The sequence below is a fragment of the Romboutsia lituseburensis DSM 797 genome (assembly GCF_900103615.1).
Taxonomy (GTDB): Bacteria; Bacillota; Clostridia; order Peptostreptococcales; family Peptostreptococcaceae; genus Romboutsia_F; species Romboutsia_F lituseburensis.
This window is the reverse complement of sequence record NZ_FNGW01000004.1, coordinates 49019-65865: the sequence shown is the minus strand read 5'-3', so window position 1 is coordinate 65865 and position 16847 is coordinate 49019. Positions and strand designations below refer to the sequence as shown.

Here is a 16847-nt window from a genome sequence, read left to right as displayed (position 1 = left end):
TGCTAAATATTTTTATATTATTAATTATTTACTTTTTAAAGTTATCTGGACTATTTCAGGTTTGCAATTTAATCTAACTAAAACCTTAGATCCCCCAAGCCCTTTACTTAGTAACATTGTAGATGATTTTTTTTCATATTGTCCTAAATCATACTTAGGGAAAAATTCTCGACTAGGAGAAAGTACACCTCCCAAATAAGGCAGTCTTACTATTCCTCCATGTACATGACCTGCTAAAATCAAATCAGCTCCCCAACTAGAGTATTCTTCAAAGAAAAACGGGTTATGTGCTAATAAAATATTGTATTCATTAGCATTAATTTCACCTAAACTTTCATTCATAAAATTACATCCTAAAGATTTATTTTTATTTTTATAATTACTAAAGAAATACGGATAATACTCTAGTGGAACTACTACTCCATATAAATTTATATAGCTATTCCCCTTGTTTATTCTTACCTTATCGTTATCTAAATTAATTATTTTTTTATTATATAGTTGCTTAAAATAATCTTTATATAAATCTTTATATTTTTTATTTAATGATTTTTGCTCATGATTTCCTATAATATGATATATAGGATATTTTGAACTTAATTTATCTACTAAATCTAATGCTACTTTATATTTTTTATTTTCTCCTTCAACCAAATCTCCTGTAATAAATATCGCATCTGGTTTTAAAGAATCTATCTTATTTATTAATTTATAATTGTCTTTTCCAAAACTTTTATTATGCAAGTCACTGATTTGAACTATTTTATAATTATTAAACTCTTTAGGTATTTTTTTATTTTTTATTTCATATTGATTGATTTCAATCGTATTAGTTTCGTATAAGCATAATCCACCAATTCCTAATAATACTGATCCTCCTAAAATCACTTTATCTAACATAAATATATCTCCTCTATATTATTTTGTCTTTACTATTATACCTTATATCCCTTTTATATATATATTAAAAATAATAATAAAAGCAGCTATAAATTTATAGCTGCTTTTATTATAAAGTCAATTTATTAATCTTCTTTTTTTACTTTATTATATAATTTTTCTGTTTTAGTTCTATTTGTTCCACTATTTTTAGCACCCACATGTAATCCATCTTTTATTCCTAATTCTGATCCATGTTCAAAGTACATTTTTCTCATCTCAGCTTTTGATTTTGGTCTATCTTTTAGTCTATTCTTATTATTGTCCATTTTAATCTATGCCTCCTAGAAAAATTATTATCTAGAATTAATTTATCCAAAAAAATATTATTTATTACTTAAATAAATAGCCTATATTTTTGAATAATAGATTGTTAAACAAGAAAAGCTATAATTTTAAATTATAGCTTTAATAATTATACAAATACTTTTGAGCTAAGTCCATTGTTTTGTCTTTATCTACAATTTCAATTTTTTCAATTTTTTCATGGTCTCCAAAAACAGTTAATATCTTGTTTATTTGGCCTCCATTATCAATTAATGCATATGCTGTCACATATTGATTTCTAGTTTTATCATATGCTTCTACATTATACATAGCATCTCCAACTACTTCATATAGCGAATCTATAGATTTTCCTTCATATTTACTAAAGTCTATACCCTCAACTTTACTTAGTGGTAAATACGATGATTCATTGTACTGGTCTACTATTATATCTATATCATCACTAACTGTTTCAGACTTTATATCAGTTTCAGAAAACTCATATGTTTGTACTTCTACGACTTTATCATCATGTATTTCTATATATAAAGCACTTCCTTCAAACTCGTCTTCAGCCGTATACTTAGGATATATAAGTCTTAAATTATCTGTTTCATCCATATTTTCTAGATTATTTATATTGTCCATATCTAAATAATATGTTGTGCAATATGGCTGCCCCATATTATTTATAACATATTCATAATCTTTATTCATTATTTCGTTAACATCGTTTTGAACTTTTGTCATCATCCTCTGTTGAGTTGCTTCATCTTCTATAGAAACATCTTCTTTAGCACTATTTTTATTACATCCCGTAACAAGTATACTTAATACAACAATGCTAGTCATAAATGTCTTTTTTAAATTCATATTTACAGACCTCCTCCCGTTGATTTAAATATTTATATAATCTAAAGTACCATTCTTATTAAATAAAGATATTCCTTACCTTATATAAATTATATACTATTTGTTATATCTTAATAATAAATAGGGCTATTTTGTAATATTTTTGTAATAGAATCTTTATTTATTACCAATTATGTAAAATAATTACATTAATTATTAACATTATATCAAATTATTATATTTAAATCAAAACCATGGCATTATACATTGTTTACACCTACTTTAAATTTGATGTGTGATATAATACTTATATAATATCAAAGGGAGAGGGTAATAATGGACTTTAAACAACTTGAAGTTTTCGTTGCTGTTTCTAAGCATCAAAGCTTTTCCAAGGCTGCTAGAGAGCTATTTTTAACGCAGCCTACAGTTAGTTCTCATATTCAAAATTTAGAAAAAGAACTAGATACTATTTTAGTTAATAGAAATAATAAAAATATCACTTTAACAAAATCAGGTGAGATACTTTATGATCATGCCATATATATATTGAATAATTGTAAAAAGGCAGTATATGATATAAAAGAATATGCGGGAAAAATAGAAGGTGTAATAGATCTTGCTTGTAGCTCTATACCTGAAACTTACATACTTCCTAATTTTTTAAAAAGTTTTTCTTCAACATATCCAGACGTTAAGTTTAGTATTAGTCACTATGATTCTCAGTATGCTATATCTGAAATACTTAACGAAAGAGTAAGCTTCGGATTTGTCGGGTCTAAGATAAACAATAATCAAATAGAATATATGGACTTAGTTGATGATGAATTGGTTCTAATTACTCCTTTTGATTTAGAGTTACCTAATAAAAATGGTTTTATAGATATAAATGAATTAATAAACCTAAAGCTTATTATGAGAAAAGAAGGCTCTGGAACTAGAAATTTAATTATGAATACACTTAAAGAAAACAATTTTTCAATAGACAAGCTAAGCATTTTAGCACATGTAGAATCTAACGAATCTATAAAGGAAATGGTAAGGTTAGGATTAGGTGTGTCATTTATATCATATTCATCATGTATAGATTATTTAAATTCTAGTAAAATAAGATATTATAAAATAACTAATATGGAATTTAAAAGAAAATTCTACTTTGTTTACTCTAAGAAGAAAATTTTTAATCCTTTAGAAGATAAGTTTTTAACTAATTTATGTGAATACTTTAAACTAGAAAAAAAATAGACATTGATTAATCAATGTCTATTTTTTAATTATATATTTAAATTAAAAAATGCCTTATATCCTTTATACATTTCATAGATATCTACCTTTGAGATTATTTCATAAGGAGCATGCATATTTAAAACTCCTACTCCACAATCTATGACTTCAGCACCATAATTAGCTAATATATAGGCGATTGTTCCTCCGCCACCTTGGTCTACCTTACCAAGCTCTGCTGTTTGCCATACTACATCAGCTTTATTAAATATTCTTCTGATTTCCGCTATAAATTCAGCATTTGCATCATTACATCCACTTTTCCCTCTAACACCTGTATATTTACTAAGTACAATCCCTTGACCCATATATGCAGAATTTCTCTTTTCATATACATCTGGATAATTAGGATCATATCCTGCTGAAACATCTGCTGATAAAACTTTTGTATTTGCCATTGCTCTTCTTACTTTTAGGTCACAATAATTTCCTTCTAATGCAATAATCTCAGCTACCACATTTTCAAAGAATTTTGACTGCATTCCTGTATTTCCTTGTGATCCTACTTCTTCTTTGTCTACGCATAATGCTACTGCGCAATACTCTGGATTTTCAGTTTCTATTATAGCTTTTACTGCACCATAAGAACATACTCTATCATCATGACCATATGCAAGCACCATAGATCTATCAAATCCTAAGTCACGAGCCTTACCTGCTGGTACTATTTCTATTTCAGCACTTAGAAAATCTTCTTCAATCATTCCATACTTTTCATTTAACATTTTTAATATATTTTGCTCTATAGCCTCTTTTTCAGCACCTTCTAGCGGCATATGTCCTATTAGTAAGTTTAAACCTTCTCCTGTTATACCATCAGCTAGTTTCTTTTGCATTTGATCTCCTGCTAAATGAACTAAAAGGTCTGTTATACAAAATACTGGATCAGAATCTTCTTCTCCAATACAAATATCTACTTTTTTACCATCATTTAAAATAACTACTCCATGTATAGCAAGTGGTGTTGCCGTCCATTGGTATTTCTTTATACCACCATAGTAATGAGTTTTGAAAAATCCTAAATTAGCTTCTTGATATAAAGGATTTGGTTTTAAATCAATTCTAGGAGCATCTATATGCCCTCCTACAATTCTCATTCCTTTTTCTAAATTATTTTTACCTATTACAAATAAGGCAACACCTTTATCTTTGTTAACCGCATAAATTTTTTCTCCAGGGCTTATACTACCTTTTTCTATAGCATCTTCTATTGATATGTACCCATTTTGTTGAGCTATTTTTACTATTTCTCTTGCTGAAGTTCTTTCAGTTTTCCCATTATCTAAGAAAGTCATATACTCTTTTGAATAAGCCATAACATTTTCTATTTGATTATTTTTTCTTTCTACTTCCCATGCATTTCTAAATTCATGTTTAAGTTCCATGTTACCCCTCCAAAAACTTTATTATTTTTATATTTTTTCTTAAGTCAATATTATAAAAATTACTTATTAGTCTTTCTTTATTATTGGTTCTACAGGTTGTGCTTGAGGATTATTTTTCATGTACTCATCATATTCTTCTTGAGAATGAACAACCTTAACATTATCTAATCTTGATTTAAAATGAGCTCTAAAATGTTGTAAATACTCTTTTCTTAATTCTTCTCTTTCTTTTAATTCAACTTGTGTTAATCCCTCTTCTTTATTTTTTTTCGCTAATTCATTTATTCTATCTAATTTTTTCTTATCAAACATTTTTAGTTCTACTTAAAATATACTAGTTATCTTAAGTAATCTCCTTTCTTATTTTTGCATTTAATAAAATAATTTATTACTTTTTATTTTTGCTATATTTTTATATTCTGTAAAAAATTCATCTAAATTATCACTTATTATAGATATTCCCTTTTCTAAATCTTGTATACTTGACTTTGCTATATTTATCCTAAAAAATCTATCATCAATTATATTATCAAAAAAATATGTTCCTGGAAGAATTGATACTCCTTTATCTAGCATAAAATCAGTAAAATCTTGTGATAAATATCCTCTAGGTAGTTCTAAGAAAAAGTTAATACCACCATCACTATTTCGAACTTTCAATCTACCTTCCAGTTTATCTTTTATTAATTTTTTTGTTAATTTATACTTTTCTAAATATACATTTTCTACAGATTTTAGATATTCATTCCAATCAAAATATTTCATATAGTAATACATAGATTTTTGTATTAATCCTGGAGTTGATATATCTGAAGAATACTTTGCCCAAAGCACTTTTTTTAATAATTCATTTGGAACTTCTACCATACCAATTCTAAGACCAGGCATTAAAATTTTTGAAAAACTTTTTATATAAATGACTCTATTTTTATCATCATAACTTTTCAATGGTTTGTTATCAATAGATTCAAATTTAAAATCACTAATAAAATCATCTTCTACAATATAAAAATCATATTCTTCTGCTAGTTCAATTAATTTTTTCTTTTTATATTTAGAGTATGAAATTCCAGTTGGATTTTGAAAATTAGGCATTGTATAAATTAACTTAGGTTTAACTTTGTCTAACTTTAATTTAAGTATACCTATATCTATTCCATCATCTAGCATTGGTATTGATATTATTTTAGCTCCCCTACTTTTAAATACTTGTATTGCTCCATTATACGTTGGCTCTTCTACAAATACTACATCAGAGTAGTTTATAAGGCCTTTGCAAACAATGTCTATTCCCTGCTGAGCCCCTGATATTATTTGAATATTATCCTTAGTTGTACTAATTTCTTTTTCTTTTAAGTAATCAACTAACTTTTCCCTTAAATCATCAAAACCTAAACCTTCATCATATTCAAATATAGAGCTTCCTTCATTTGTAAGAGCCATATTAACTGCACTTTTAAAATCTTCTATTGGAAACATATCTGTTGACGGATTTCCACTATCTAAATGTATTAAGCCTTCTTTTTTTATTACCTTAGCTTCCTTTTCACTTTTCATAGGAGATACAAATGTACCACTACCAACAGTTTTATATATATATCCTTCTTTTTCTAAAAGTTCATACACTTTAACTATAGTGGTATTGTTTACTCCTATCAAATGAGATAACTTCCTTATTGGAGGAAGTTTTTCATTCTCAATGATTTTTTTATCTCCAATCATACTTTTTATATGATTATAAATTTGTAAATATTTTGCGGTATCTTTTTTTAATTCTATATTATATTTTTCCATTTTATCACCACTTGTATTTTTCATTAATTCCTTGATGGTTATATTTATATTTGCTAATATGTAGTATGTATATATAATACCAAAATTTGATAAAAAGGGGAAATATTTATGTTTTATGACTATCACATGCACTCTAGTTTCTCTAATGACAGTAAAACTGATATGGAGGAAATGGTTAAAAGATCTATCGAACTAGGATTAAAGGAAATTTGTTTTACAGATCATGTTGATTATGATCTTGATACTGATTTTGATTGGGGAATTGACTATGATAAGTATTTTGAAAAACTAAACTTTTTACAAAACAAATATCATAAACAAATTTCTATAAAAAAAGGAATTGAACTTGGACTACAAAAACAAATTACTCAAAAATGCAGTGAGGATGCATGTAAATATCCTTTTGATTTTATAATTTGTTCAATTCATGCTATAAACAAATTAGATTTATATTTTGGTGAATTTTTTAAAAACAAAACTCAGCACGAAGCTTATGAAACTTATTTTAAAGAACTTTATACAGTTGTTAAAAATTATAAAGACTATTCGGTTTTAGGTCACCTTGATTTGATTAAACGTTACGGTAACTATGATAAATTATTGGATGATAGCTTATTTTCAGATATAATAGAAGCCATCTTAAAACAAGTAATTTATGATGGTAAAGGTATAGAAATAAACACATCTTGTTATAGATATAATCTCCCTGATTTAACACCATCTAGAAATATTATATCTTTATATAAAGATTTAGGTGGGGAGATAATAACTACAGGGTCTGACTCTCATAATCCGTCTCAGGTTGCTTATCAATTTGACTATATATATACATATTTAAAAGAGTCTGGGTTTAAATATGTATCAACATTTAATAAAATGAAACCCGAATTTAAAAAGATATAATTATTTTTTCACCCCCTTATGAATATATTTAAACATAAGGGGGTGATTTATTGAGGGTTCCCAACCTTGTATTCTCTACAATAATACTTTTTTTATCAAATTTAATAGTAAGAGTTCTCGGTTTTTTGTACAAAATATTTTTATCAAAAGTTATAGGTGATACAGGACTTGGAATTTATCATATTCTTTTTAATTTTTTAATGATATGTCTTGCTTTTACTACAACCGGAATTCCCACTACCCTCAGCTGCCTTGTTGCAAATAAAAAGGCTATAAATGATAAACATAGTAGTAATGTTTTATTTATTTCAACATTATATGTTGCTTTTTTCATCTCTTTAGTTGTATCATTATTTATTTCATTAAATTCAAATTTTATAGCATTTAAATTATTGCATAATTCAAATTTAAGTCTATTAGTTTTAGCTATATGTCCTGCTATAGTAGTTATAACAATATCTAATATTTTAAGAGGCTATTACTACGGATTGAAGGATGTCTGTGTACCTGCTATAGGGCAAGTATTAGAACAAGTAAGTAGAATTATTTTTGTATATTTAATAATTATGTATTTAAATGATAAATCACAAAATTGCTATATTGCACTTTTAGGAATTTCAATTGGTGAAACAATAAATATACTCTTTATAGTATTGTGTCTATATAAAAATTCTAACTTATTTAATAGATATACTATAAATTTAAGAGATTTTTATAACGCATCTTTAGAAACATTAAAAATGTCTATACCCATAACTTGCAATAAAATGTCAAATATATTATTACATTCTTTAAGTTCATTAATTGTACCTTCAAGACTTGTACTATCTGGAATTAGTTATTCACAATCTTTGAGCATGTATGGGATTATAAGTGGTATGGTAATGCCTTTTGTTTACTTACCTTTTACTCTTGGATCTGCTTTAGTTGTTAATTTGATTCCTAGTATCTCCCAAGAATTATCTTTGGGTAAATATAAAAACATTATAAAAAAAATAAACTACGCTTTATCACTTACATTTTTTGTTGGAATTATATCATCTATCTTTTTTTATATATTCGGAGAGAAACTTTGTTTGATTATATTTGATAATATTTTAGCTGGTACTTACTTGAAGGCTATGTTTTTAGTTCCTTTATTTATGTCATTGAATCAGACTTTATCTGGAATCTTACATTCTATAAGAAAAGAGGTTTCATCAAGTGTTATAACAATTATTGGTATGTTAATACAATTAATAGCTTTATATATTTTACTACCTATGCCAGATTTAAATATTTATGCTTATATTTATACAATGACAATAGTTTCATTTTTTACGTGTTTATTACATATTATAGTTCTTGTTAGAACATTAAAAAATTTAAACATTAGGAGGCTAAAATGAAAAATAATAAAGATATAAAACCATTTTATATATATGCAGATAAGAATTCTCTTTATATAAAAAATATAAATGAACAAACTGAAAAATTAGCAAATAATATCCATACTTATTGTGCAAATATTGATGATAATCAAAGTATCCATATTTGTGCATTAGACCTTAAGGGAAAACTATCTCATTTTATTAATGTAAATGGATCATGGAAAAGAAAAATGATTTGTAAAGTTTTTAATAATTTAAAAAATATTAAAGATATGAGATTGTATATAATTAAAGGTATATTAAATATATTTGTAGTTGAGAAATATTCTATTTCAGATAGCCTTTATAAAGTTTCTCATTTTAATTTTTCTCCCTCAAACTATAAAGTTTCTAAGTACCCTATCAATAATATATATAAAGAAGATGAGCATATTTATAAATTGAATATTGATGAAACTTCAAATATAGTCTTTGAATATAATAAATTTAATCCTTCTACTAGAGGTACATTAAGCGAAGCAATAGTATTTGATACAAATTGTAACAAATGGATATTGGATAATAACTTTTCACGTAGTGCTAATCTTGATACTTCTAGCAATGAAACATATGAATTGCCTATCAATAGCATAGAGCATGATATATTTGAATATTGCTATAGTATAAAATATAAATTTTAGTGTCTAGCATAAAAATAAGAAGGCTATCAATTGATAGCCTTCTCCATTAATTAAAATTTAAATTAACGGCTGCATCCGCATCCTTTATTATTATTATTATTATTATTGTCTTGTGTTCCTGGGCAAGTAGTGAAATCACAAACTTTATTAAACGTATCTACTATTCTAGGTCTTATAGCATTAGGTGATCCTAAAACAACTATTTGTTCATTTATTAATGTGCTAACTGTAAGTTGTAAGCATAATATTAAGTCTATTCCATTTGGTACACATAAATCATAATAGCATTCACATCCATCATGATCTACAAATCTTAATAATGCTTTTCCTATACAATCTACTGTTAAATTAGTTTGATAATCTTGTCTTAAAGTTACAGCTCTGCCATCTGATGGTAAACAAATTGGTGCAGATAATGTATTATATATAAACTCTACATCACAGCATCTTTTTATTTGTCCGCCCATTCCTCTTACAGCTGGATATGCAAATGCTACAAATGTAGTACATCCACATCTTCCTCTTAATTCTAATACTAAATCTTCTACAGTTACATTTAATCCTCTTTGTTTATATACTACACTAGTACCTTTTCCTTTTTTACAGCATTCAGAATTTTTTTCTCCACAAACTGCATATTCGAAATTAGTTTCACATGGTTTTCCAACTACTGGTTCTAAAGGTTGTATATCAAAATCTTCTAATGTTGTAACACCTGCATCGATTACTATACCACTATAGTTCAAGCATACTTTATCTATAGTTACATTTACTTGACTTGATCTTGGTATTGGACCATTTACTTCTACTACATCAAAATCAAATATTAAAGCTTCTCCATTTGGAGCTACTGCATCTGTAAATGTTTGGAATGCCATAGTATCAAAAACTCTATTAGCTTCTATTGCAAATGGTACACTATTTGCAGGTGAGAAGTTTGGTGATGTTATAGGATTACAACATTCTGGCCCACAGATAGCCTTATTGTCTATACATTCCTTCGCTTCTGGCTCACATGGCTCACACTCTTGGTTTGGCTTTTTACAAACACATACGCAGTCAAATTCTTCAGTGTTTGAATTGCATCCACAACCATGATGACAATTGTTATTACCTTGATTATTACAAGAATTATTGCAAGAGTTATTACAGTGATTTTCATGTTTTGGTTTACTGTTACATCCTCTATTTAACTCTTCTTTCACTTCTTGTTCTTTTATCATGTTAACATCTTCGTTTAATTTGTTTTGCATTTGAGCCATTTGTTGGTTCATTACTCTTTTTTTACTTCTTTTTAAGTCTTGCATAATTTGAGTCCTCCCCTTAAATGAATAATTATTATAAATGTCTCGGCTTTTTTGTAGCCTAATTAATATTATGCATTTTTATTGATATTTGTTACTTAAGTTGTACTTTAGTTTATATATTCTCGAATAAATATTTTTTGTTGGTAATATACATTTACTATAAACAATTCTTAAGGAGGTATATATGAGCTTTTCTAATAACAGTTCTACAATAATTAGACGTTCTAATAAAGATATATTTAGTATTTATTGTAATGAAAAAGATCAGAGATTAATTTGTAATTGCTTTGATAAAGATTATAATTTTTATAATTCTATTACTATATTAAATAAATTTGTAGACTTTACAAATTATTCGGTTTCTCTAGGAATAGATGATACTATATATGGAGTTTATAAAGATAATGGTATAAAGTATTTTGAAATCTCAAAGGATAATACTCTTTCATTTAATGAAATTTTTACTTTTAATGATGAAAAATTTGATTTGCTATTTCCTTACATAAAAAAAGTTGATAATAACCTACATTTATTTTATTATGTCTTTAATAATGAAGCACCAGGTACATGTGCTTTATTTCATCATCATAATAAAAATAATATTTGGACTGAAAATAAAATTGATTTTTTAACACATTCTATTTTAAATAACTATTGTATTTCATGGGTCAATAATTCTCCAATTGTATTCTACCTTAATGTAGTAGATGGGTATGAAGAAGTATTTTTATCTAGATTTAATTGTAACTCTTTAACATGGTCTACTCCTTTGCAAATAACTCATTCAAAAAAAAATAAAGTATATTTATCAGTATTAAAAGATGCTATGAATTTCTATCACTTAACTTTTTGCGAAAATGAAGATAATGCTTATTCAGTTAAATACATAAATGGATATTTAATGGATGATGGTCTAGATATACGTAATGCTAAAAACATATCAATTCCTTGCGCTTGCATGTATCCTAATTTAATAAAACATCAATCTAATATTTATTTAATGTGGGTTGAATATAATAGACTTAAAACTTGCTCTTCTAATGATTTAGGAAGTTCATGGACAAATCAAACAACAGATGAGTTTAGTATTAAAGAAGACTTTATAAAAGCTACTTTCCTTTCAAATTATAAAGAAGACTTAGTATATAATTCTACATCTGTCTTTACAACATCCAATGATATAGCACTTTTAGGATTTTAGATTTATTAAAAACTTTCAAATAAAAAAAGTGTTGCTAAAATAGCAACACTTTTTTAAATGAAAATCCCGAAACACCGGTGGCCCAATAAATTCAGACCCGAGATACTCCCAGGTGGGTGACCTGCTAATAGCTTTTAACTTCCCATAAAAATGTACAGGCATGTTATCTGTTATTAGACTCAGTCTCCCGAACAACATTTGTCGGTTGAATTTAAATAAGCCGTGTCGTATGTTTCAGGATTTTATATTTTTATTATATAACAAATTCAAGTATTTTTAAAGTGGTTTTATATACTAATTACTATAAATTTTTGACTTTTTTCCACATTAATCATCATGTTTTTCTATGTAATCTGTATTTTCATCATCTTCGTAATCATATTCATCTTCAAAGTCATTATATTCTTCATCTTCATACTCTTCATATTCTTCATCATCTTCGTAATCATATTCTTCATATTCATCTTCTTCACTATCATCTTCTGTTCTTAATAAACTTCCTAATAATTTTAAATTATTCATACTTCCTAAGTTATTAATGTTAGCTAAAGAACTTATGCTAAATCCACCTTCTCCAAAATCATCAGGCAGGAATAGCTCTGCAAATAAATCTATTTTTTTCTTCATATCAATTGCTTTTTCAATTGATTCTTTTCTTTTTTCTGGAAATACCTCTAAAATTTCTTTTATCATCATATTTTTTTTATCTTCTTCTTCCATACTTCTAAAAAAGTTTGTCTCTTCTTCTTCTATATCATCTATGCTACTAAGTTTTTTAATTCCTCTAACTAAATCCAATAGACTTTCTACTTTTACTAAAATCTTTTTTTCATCTCTTGACATATACTTTTTAGTTCGTGTTATAATTTCCATTCCACGTTCTAAATCCTCATCACTTAATTCCATTAACTTCATACCTTTATTTATATCATTTATATTAAATCCAAGCATGTTATCACTTCTCTTTGTCTCCCTTTTCTTTTTTACTTTCTTTTTAACCTTAGGTTTTTCATTAGCATCAATTTTAGGTTTTGGCTTTTTCTGTTGTAAATTTCGCTTTGGTTTTGGTGATACTTTCTTTGCTTTTGATTTATTTTTATTATCAAATAACGGTAAATCTGATAATGATATATTTCCGTTACTTAATGCTATCATTCCAAGTATTAATAGTATATTATTCAATTTTCGTCACCCCTTAAAATATACTCTCCCTCATATATAAAGTATGTTTTATTTGCTATTATTGTTACTTTTTTTTATCTAATTTGCATATACATTATCTATAAGAAAATTTATTTTTTATCAATAGATATCTTTCACAATTTATAGATTATTCCTATATATAAATAATATGAGGTAAGTTCAATATATATTATAGAAAGGGGCATTTTTATGAAAAAACTAAACACTGATGCTTTAGAAAAAATGGCAAAGGAGAAAAATATAGATAAAGATAAAATAGAGAATATAGCTAATAGCTATAAAGGTAAATCTGAAAATGAACTTATGGATGAGTTGGTAAAAATAGGCCAAAATTTAAAGGGTAGAGAGGAAGTTGTGTCTAAGTTTAAAGCATTCTTAGATGATGATCAAAGAAAAAAACTAGATGTTATAATGAACAAAATATCTGACGCAGAAGTTCAAAATAAAATAGATAATAAAAAATCTAAACAAAAAAAATCTTCACATAAAACTTCAAAGGATACAAATCAACCGGACAAAGCTACTAAAAAATCTTCACATAGTAAAAATAATACGTCTTCACCTGAAACTCACCAAGACTCTCCTCATAGTAGCAAAAAAGTAAAAAAAGTTGTTAAAAAAGTAAAAAGAGGTTCTGATAAATAATTTTTTTACCACGTAAGGTATATTGATCTATTTTATAATAAAAAAATGCCTTAAAGTAATTTCTATTACTTTAAGGCATTTACATATTTTAGGCTTCTAATTTAGAATGTACTTCATCAATTATGTTATCTTTTATTTGTTTTGCTTTACTTAAAATTTCCTTACAACTTTCACTATAGCTGTCATGTACTTCTTTATTTTCAATACCCATTAAATTAACTTTTACATTTAGTATAGCACCTTCTAATCCTGTATATAGCATTAAAGTACCTACTCCAATATCTGTTATTGCATTTTGATTTCCATTATCAACCACAAAATCTAATAACTCTAGTGCTTTAAGAGATAATTTAGCTGTTTTAAATGGAACATCAATCGAAAATAATGTAGCATCTTGAATAGCATTTTTTCTAGCCTTCTTTTCTAATTCAGTTTCTTTAGGCATTTTCATAGCTTTCATAACTTCATTAAAAGATTCTGTATCTTTATCTATTAATACAACTAGCTCTTGTCTTATATCTGCTAATTTATTAAATCTATTTACAAACTCTTGTCTTATAGATTCATCTAATCCTTCATATTTTTTCTTTCCAAAACTTAAATGTGCCATCATTCTCGCTAATCCTACACCTATGTTACTAGCAAGTGCTGCAACTGACCCACCTCCTGGGGCAGGTGAATTAGAATCTACTTCATCAGAAAATTCAATTATACTCATATCAACCAACTTCATATCATATCCTCCTTTAATTTTTAATTATTATAAATAACATGTTTATTATCCACGACTAATGTTCCATTTTTATAAACTTGATTAACATGATTTATTCCAAAATGATACATTAAGTATTCTACATTAGGAGCATCAAATACTACAAAATCAGCTTTTTTACCAATTTCAATTGATCCTACTTCATTTTGTCTATCTATACAGTAAGCTGCATTAATTGTCACTGCATTTAAAACTTCATATGGAGTCATTTTTAATCCTAAACAACCTAATTGCATTACAAATTGTAGGTTTTCACTAGGGCAGCTTCCTGGATTGTAATCACTAGATAATGAAACACCAACATTTAAATCTATCATTTTTCTCGCATTTGCATATGCTTTATTTAAATTGAAAGATGTTCCTGGAAGTATATTTGCTATAACATTATTTTTTGCCATCATTTTTAGCCCATCTTCGCTTGCCGCCATTAAATGATCAGCTGATGTACAATTTAATTTAGCTGCTAGTTCAGCTCCTCCTAAAGATACTATTTCATCTGCATGTATTTTTAATTTGTAACCCATTTGTTTTGCTTTTGAAAGTATATACTCCGTTTCCTCTATTGTAAACACACCTTCTTCACAAAATACATCACAAAATTCAGCTAAACCTAGCTCTTTAACTTTAGGCATCATTTTATTTACAACTTCATCTATAAATGGCTTATGGTTAGTTTTATATTCTACAGGTACTGCATGAGCACCTAGAAAAGTATGTACTAAATCAATCGGATGCTCTTTACCTAGCTTATTAGATACTTTAAGTTGTTTTAACTCTGTTTCTAATTCTAGCCCATATCCACTTTTTGACTCAGCTGTTGTTACACCTAACTCTAACATTCTATCTAAGCTTTTTTTTGCTTTGTCATAAAGCTGTTGTTCTGTAGCATTTTTAGTTGCATTTACTGTACTTAATATTCCTCCTCCTTCATTAAGGATTTCTATATAAGGAACACTCGCTAATTTTTTAGAGAATTCATTTTCTCTAGACCCACCATGCACTAAGTGAGTATGTGAATCTATAAGTCCCGGTGTAACCAAAAGCCCCTTTGCATCTTCTATTTTTGTATAATTATTTGCTATTGATTTATAACCATCCTCTACGCCTATTTCAATAACTTTTCCATCTCTTATAGCTATATATGCATTTTCAATTATTTCAAGTTCGTTCATTTCTTTTCCAATTTTAGGTCTTCCTAAATCTTTACATGTAACTAGTTTCCCTATATTTTTTATAATTAGATCTACTCTCATAATTTTACTCCATTAAACTAGTCTCTAAAACTTTTCCTAAATCAAAGTTTTCTAGACCTAAATAGTAAGATGCTACATCTATTAGAGCTTCCATTGGGCAAAGTCCTACAACTTCACTACCTGTAACATTAACGCCATATCTTCTAGCTTCCATCTTAACAGCTTCAAAAGCTCTATACATACTTGTTTTTGTATAATCTGTTAAATTCATAGTAACTTGAGTTATTTTTCTTTCTGGAATTTCAACAGGACCAGCTTTTATAAATCTATAGCCTCCACTTGAGTGTCGTATAGTCTTTGCTATATTGCTAGCTATATTTATATCTTGTGTATCTAAATTTATATTGTACGCTATTAGAGGTCTTCTTGCTCCTATAGCTATAGCACCAGCAGTTGGATGTTTCTTAGCTACTCCGAAATCAGGTGCCCAATTTGGATCTTCAAACTTTTTATCAAGTCCTTCATATTCACCTTTTCTAACTGTTGCTAGATTTTCTCTTTCTTGTTTACTAGCTGCTTTTTCATATAAAAATACTGGTATATTATATTTTTTAGATACTTCTTGTCCTAATTCTTTTGCTATTTGAACAGCATCATCCATTGTCATTCCCTTTATAGGAATAAATGGGCATACATCTGTAGCTCCAAATCTAGAGTGTTGTCCTTCATGAACATTCATATCTATAACATCCATAGCTACACCTATAGCTTCTAATACTGCATTTTTAACTTTTTGAGGTTCTCCTATTACTGTTACTACTAGTCTATTATAATTTGGATCTGGTTCATAATTTAAAAGTTTTACACCTTCTTTACCTCTTAAAGGACTTACTATTTTTTCTACCTTTTCTAAATCTCTACCTTCACTAAAATTAGGTACACATTGTACTATTGCCATATTTAGCCCCCCTATCAAATACTGTTTGTTGTTGAATTTTATAAGTAAAAGTTTAATAAAACTTTATACGCTTTTAATATTTAACTATTAGGTT

Annotated in this window: 17 protein-coding genes and 1 other RNA gene; 6 read left to right on the top strand and 12 right to left on the bottom strand. The window is 27.0% G+C overall.

Features of this window, described 5'->3' with window-relative positions:
* Positions 1 to 24: 24 nt before the first annotated feature.
* The 3 genes from BLP75_RS08650 to BLP75_RS08640 form a co-directional block, all read right to left on the bottom strand.
* The gene (locus BLP75_RS08650; protein WP_092725351.1) at positions 25 to 900 is read right to left on the bottom strand and encodes a metallophosphoesterase; all 876 of its coding nucleotides are present in this window, start codon (positions 898 to 900) and stop codon (positions 25 to 27) included.
* 125 nt (positions 901 to 1025) lie between these two features.
* The gene (locus BLP75_RS08645) at positions 1026 to 1208 is read right to left on the bottom strand and encodes a hypothetical protein (RefSeq protein WP_092725350.1); all 183 of its coding nucleotides are present in this window, start codon (positions 1206 to 1208) and stop codon (positions 1026 to 1028) included.
* Between the two features lie 139 nt (positions 1209 to 1347).
* Positions 1348 to 2079 (bottom strand): hypothetical protein, encoded by a 732-nt coding sequence (locus tag BLP75_RS08640; protein ID WP_092725348.1) that lies wholly within the window; start codon positions 2077 to 2079, stop codon positions 1348 to 1350.
* Positions 2080 to 2394: 315 nt separating this feature from the next.
* Between BLP75_RS08640 and BLP75_RS08635 the strand changes: the two genes are divergently transcribed.
* Positions 2395 to 3303, top strand: a complete 909-nt coding sequence (locus BLP75_RS08635) for a selenium metabolism-associated LysR family transcriptional regulator (protein WP_092725346.1) — start codon at positions 2395 to 2397, stop codon at positions 3301 to 3303.
* Between the two features lie 29 nt (positions 3304 to 3332).
* On the opposite strand, the gene BLP75_RS08630 is transcribed toward BLP75_RS08635, so the two are convergent.
* From BLP75_RS08630 to pdxR, 3 genes are all read right to left on the bottom strand, one after another.
* On the bottom strand, positions 3333 to 4727 hold the full coding sequence (locus BLP75_RS08630; RefSeq protein WP_092725345.1) for an aminopeptidase: 1395 nt from the start codon (positions 4725 to 4727) through the stop codon (positions 3333 to 3335).
* Between the two features lie 66 nt (positions 4728 to 4793).
* Positions 4794 to 5039 (bottom strand): DUF896 domain-containing protein, encoded by a 246-nt coding sequence (locus tag BLP75_RS08625; RefSeq protein ID WP_092725344.1) that lies wholly within the window; start codon positions 5037 to 5039, stop codon positions 4794 to 4796.
* Between the two features lie 60 nt (positions 5040 to 5099).
* The gene (pdxR, locus tag BLP75_RS08620) at positions 5100 to 6521 is read right to left on the bottom strand and encodes a MocR-like pyridoxine biosynthesis transcription factor PdxR (RefSeq protein WP_092725342.1); all 1422 of its coding nucleotides are present in this window, start codon (positions 6519 to 6521) and stop codon (positions 5100 to 5102) included.
* A gap of 108 nt (positions 6522 to 6629) precedes the next feature.
* Between pdxR and BLP75_RS08615 the strand changes: the two genes are divergently transcribed.
* Genes BLP75_RS08615 through BLP75_RS08605 form a run of 3 tightly spaced genes read left to right on the top strand, consistent with a single transcriptional unit; the run spans position 6630 to position 9474 of the window.
* Entirely contained in the window at positions 6630 to 7424 is a 795-nt protein-coding gene (locus BLP75_RS08615; RefSeq protein WP_092725340.1) for a histidinol-phosphatase HisJ family protein, read from the top strand.
* Positions 7425 to 7474: 50 nt separating this feature from the next.
* A complete protein-coding gene (locus BLP75_RS08610; protein ID WP_092725338.1) occupies positions 7475 to 8812 on the top strand; it encodes a polysaccharide biosynthesis protein in 1338 nt (445 codons plus the stop codon).
* Entirely contained in the window at positions 8809 to 9474 is a 666-nt protein-coding gene (locus tag BLP75_RS08605) for a hypothetical protein (RefSeq protein WP_092725336.1), read from the top strand. The genes BLP75_RS08610 and BLP75_RS08605 overlap by 4 nt, the downstream gene beginning before the upstream one ends.
* A gap of 62 nt (positions 9475 to 9536) precedes the next feature.
* Here BLP75_RS08605 and BLP75_RS08600 read toward each other — a convergent pair whose 3' ends face one another.
* Positions 9537 to 10781 carry an exosporium morphogenetic protein CdeC gene (locus BLP75_RS08600; RefSeq protein ID WP_242872409.1) on the bottom strand — a complete coding sequence of 415 codons (1245 nt, stop codon included), beginning with the start codon at positions 10779 to 10781 and terminating at the stop codon, positions 9537 to 9539.
* Between the two features lie 184 nt (positions 10782 to 10965).
* Between BLP75_RS08600 and BLP75_RS08595 the strand changes: the two genes are divergently transcribed.
* Positions 10966 to 11982, top strand: a complete 1017-nt coding sequence (locus BLP75_RS08595; protein ID WP_092725334.1) for a hypothetical protein — start codon at positions 10966 to 10968, stop codon at positions 11980 to 11982.
* A gap of 59 nt (positions 11983 to 12041) precedes the next feature.
* Here BLP75_RS08595 and ssrS read toward each other — a convergent pair.
* Together ssrS and BLP75_RS08585 are read right to left on the bottom strand one after the other, a co-directional pair.
* A non-coding RNA gene (gene ssrS / locus BLP75_RS08590) (6S RNA) lies at positions 12042 to 12226 on the bottom strand.
* Between the two features lie 83 nt (positions 12227 to 12309).
* Complete coding sequence (locus BLP75_RS08585) at positions 12310 to 13164, bottom strand: hypothetical protein (protein ID WP_242872408.1); 855 nt, start codon at positions 13162 to 13164, stop codon at positions 12310 to 12312.
* A gap of 210 nt (positions 13165 to 13374) precedes the next feature.
* Between BLP75_RS08585 and BLP75_RS08580 the strand changes: the two genes are divergently transcribed.
* Complete coding sequence (locus BLP75_RS08580; RefSeq protein WP_092725332.1) at positions 13375 to 13830, top strand: hypothetical protein; 456 nt, start codon at positions 13375 to 13377, stop codon at positions 13828 to 13830.
* A gap of 88 nt (positions 13831 to 13918) precedes the next feature.
* On the opposite strand, the gene BLP75_RS08575 is transcribed toward BLP75_RS08580, so the two are convergent.
* From BLP75_RS08575 to ftcD, 3 genes are read right to left on the bottom strand one after another with little or no spacing between them, the layout of a single operon-like run.
* Positions 13919 to 14563, bottom strand: a complete 645-nt coding sequence (locus BLP75_RS08575) for a cyclodeaminase/cyclohydrolase family protein (RefSeq protein WP_092725331.1) — start codon at positions 14561 to 14563, stop codon at positions 13919 to 13921.
* Positions 14564 to 14583: 20 nt separating this feature from the next.
* Positions 14584 to 15855: an imidazolonepropionase gene (gene hutI / locus BLP75_RS08570; protein WP_092725329.1), complete on the bottom strand. Its 1272-nt coding sequence runs from the start codon at positions 15853 to 15855 to the stop codon at positions 14584 to 14586.
* A gap of 4 nt (positions 15856 to 15859) precedes the next feature.
* Positions 15860 to 16753: a glutamate formimidoyltransferase gene (ftcD, locus tag BLP75_RS08565; RefSeq protein WP_092725327.1), complete on the bottom strand. Its 894-nt coding sequence runs from the start codon at positions 16751 to 16753 to the stop codon at positions 15860 to 15862.
* Between the last annotated feature and the right edge of the window lie 94 nt (positions 16754 to 16847).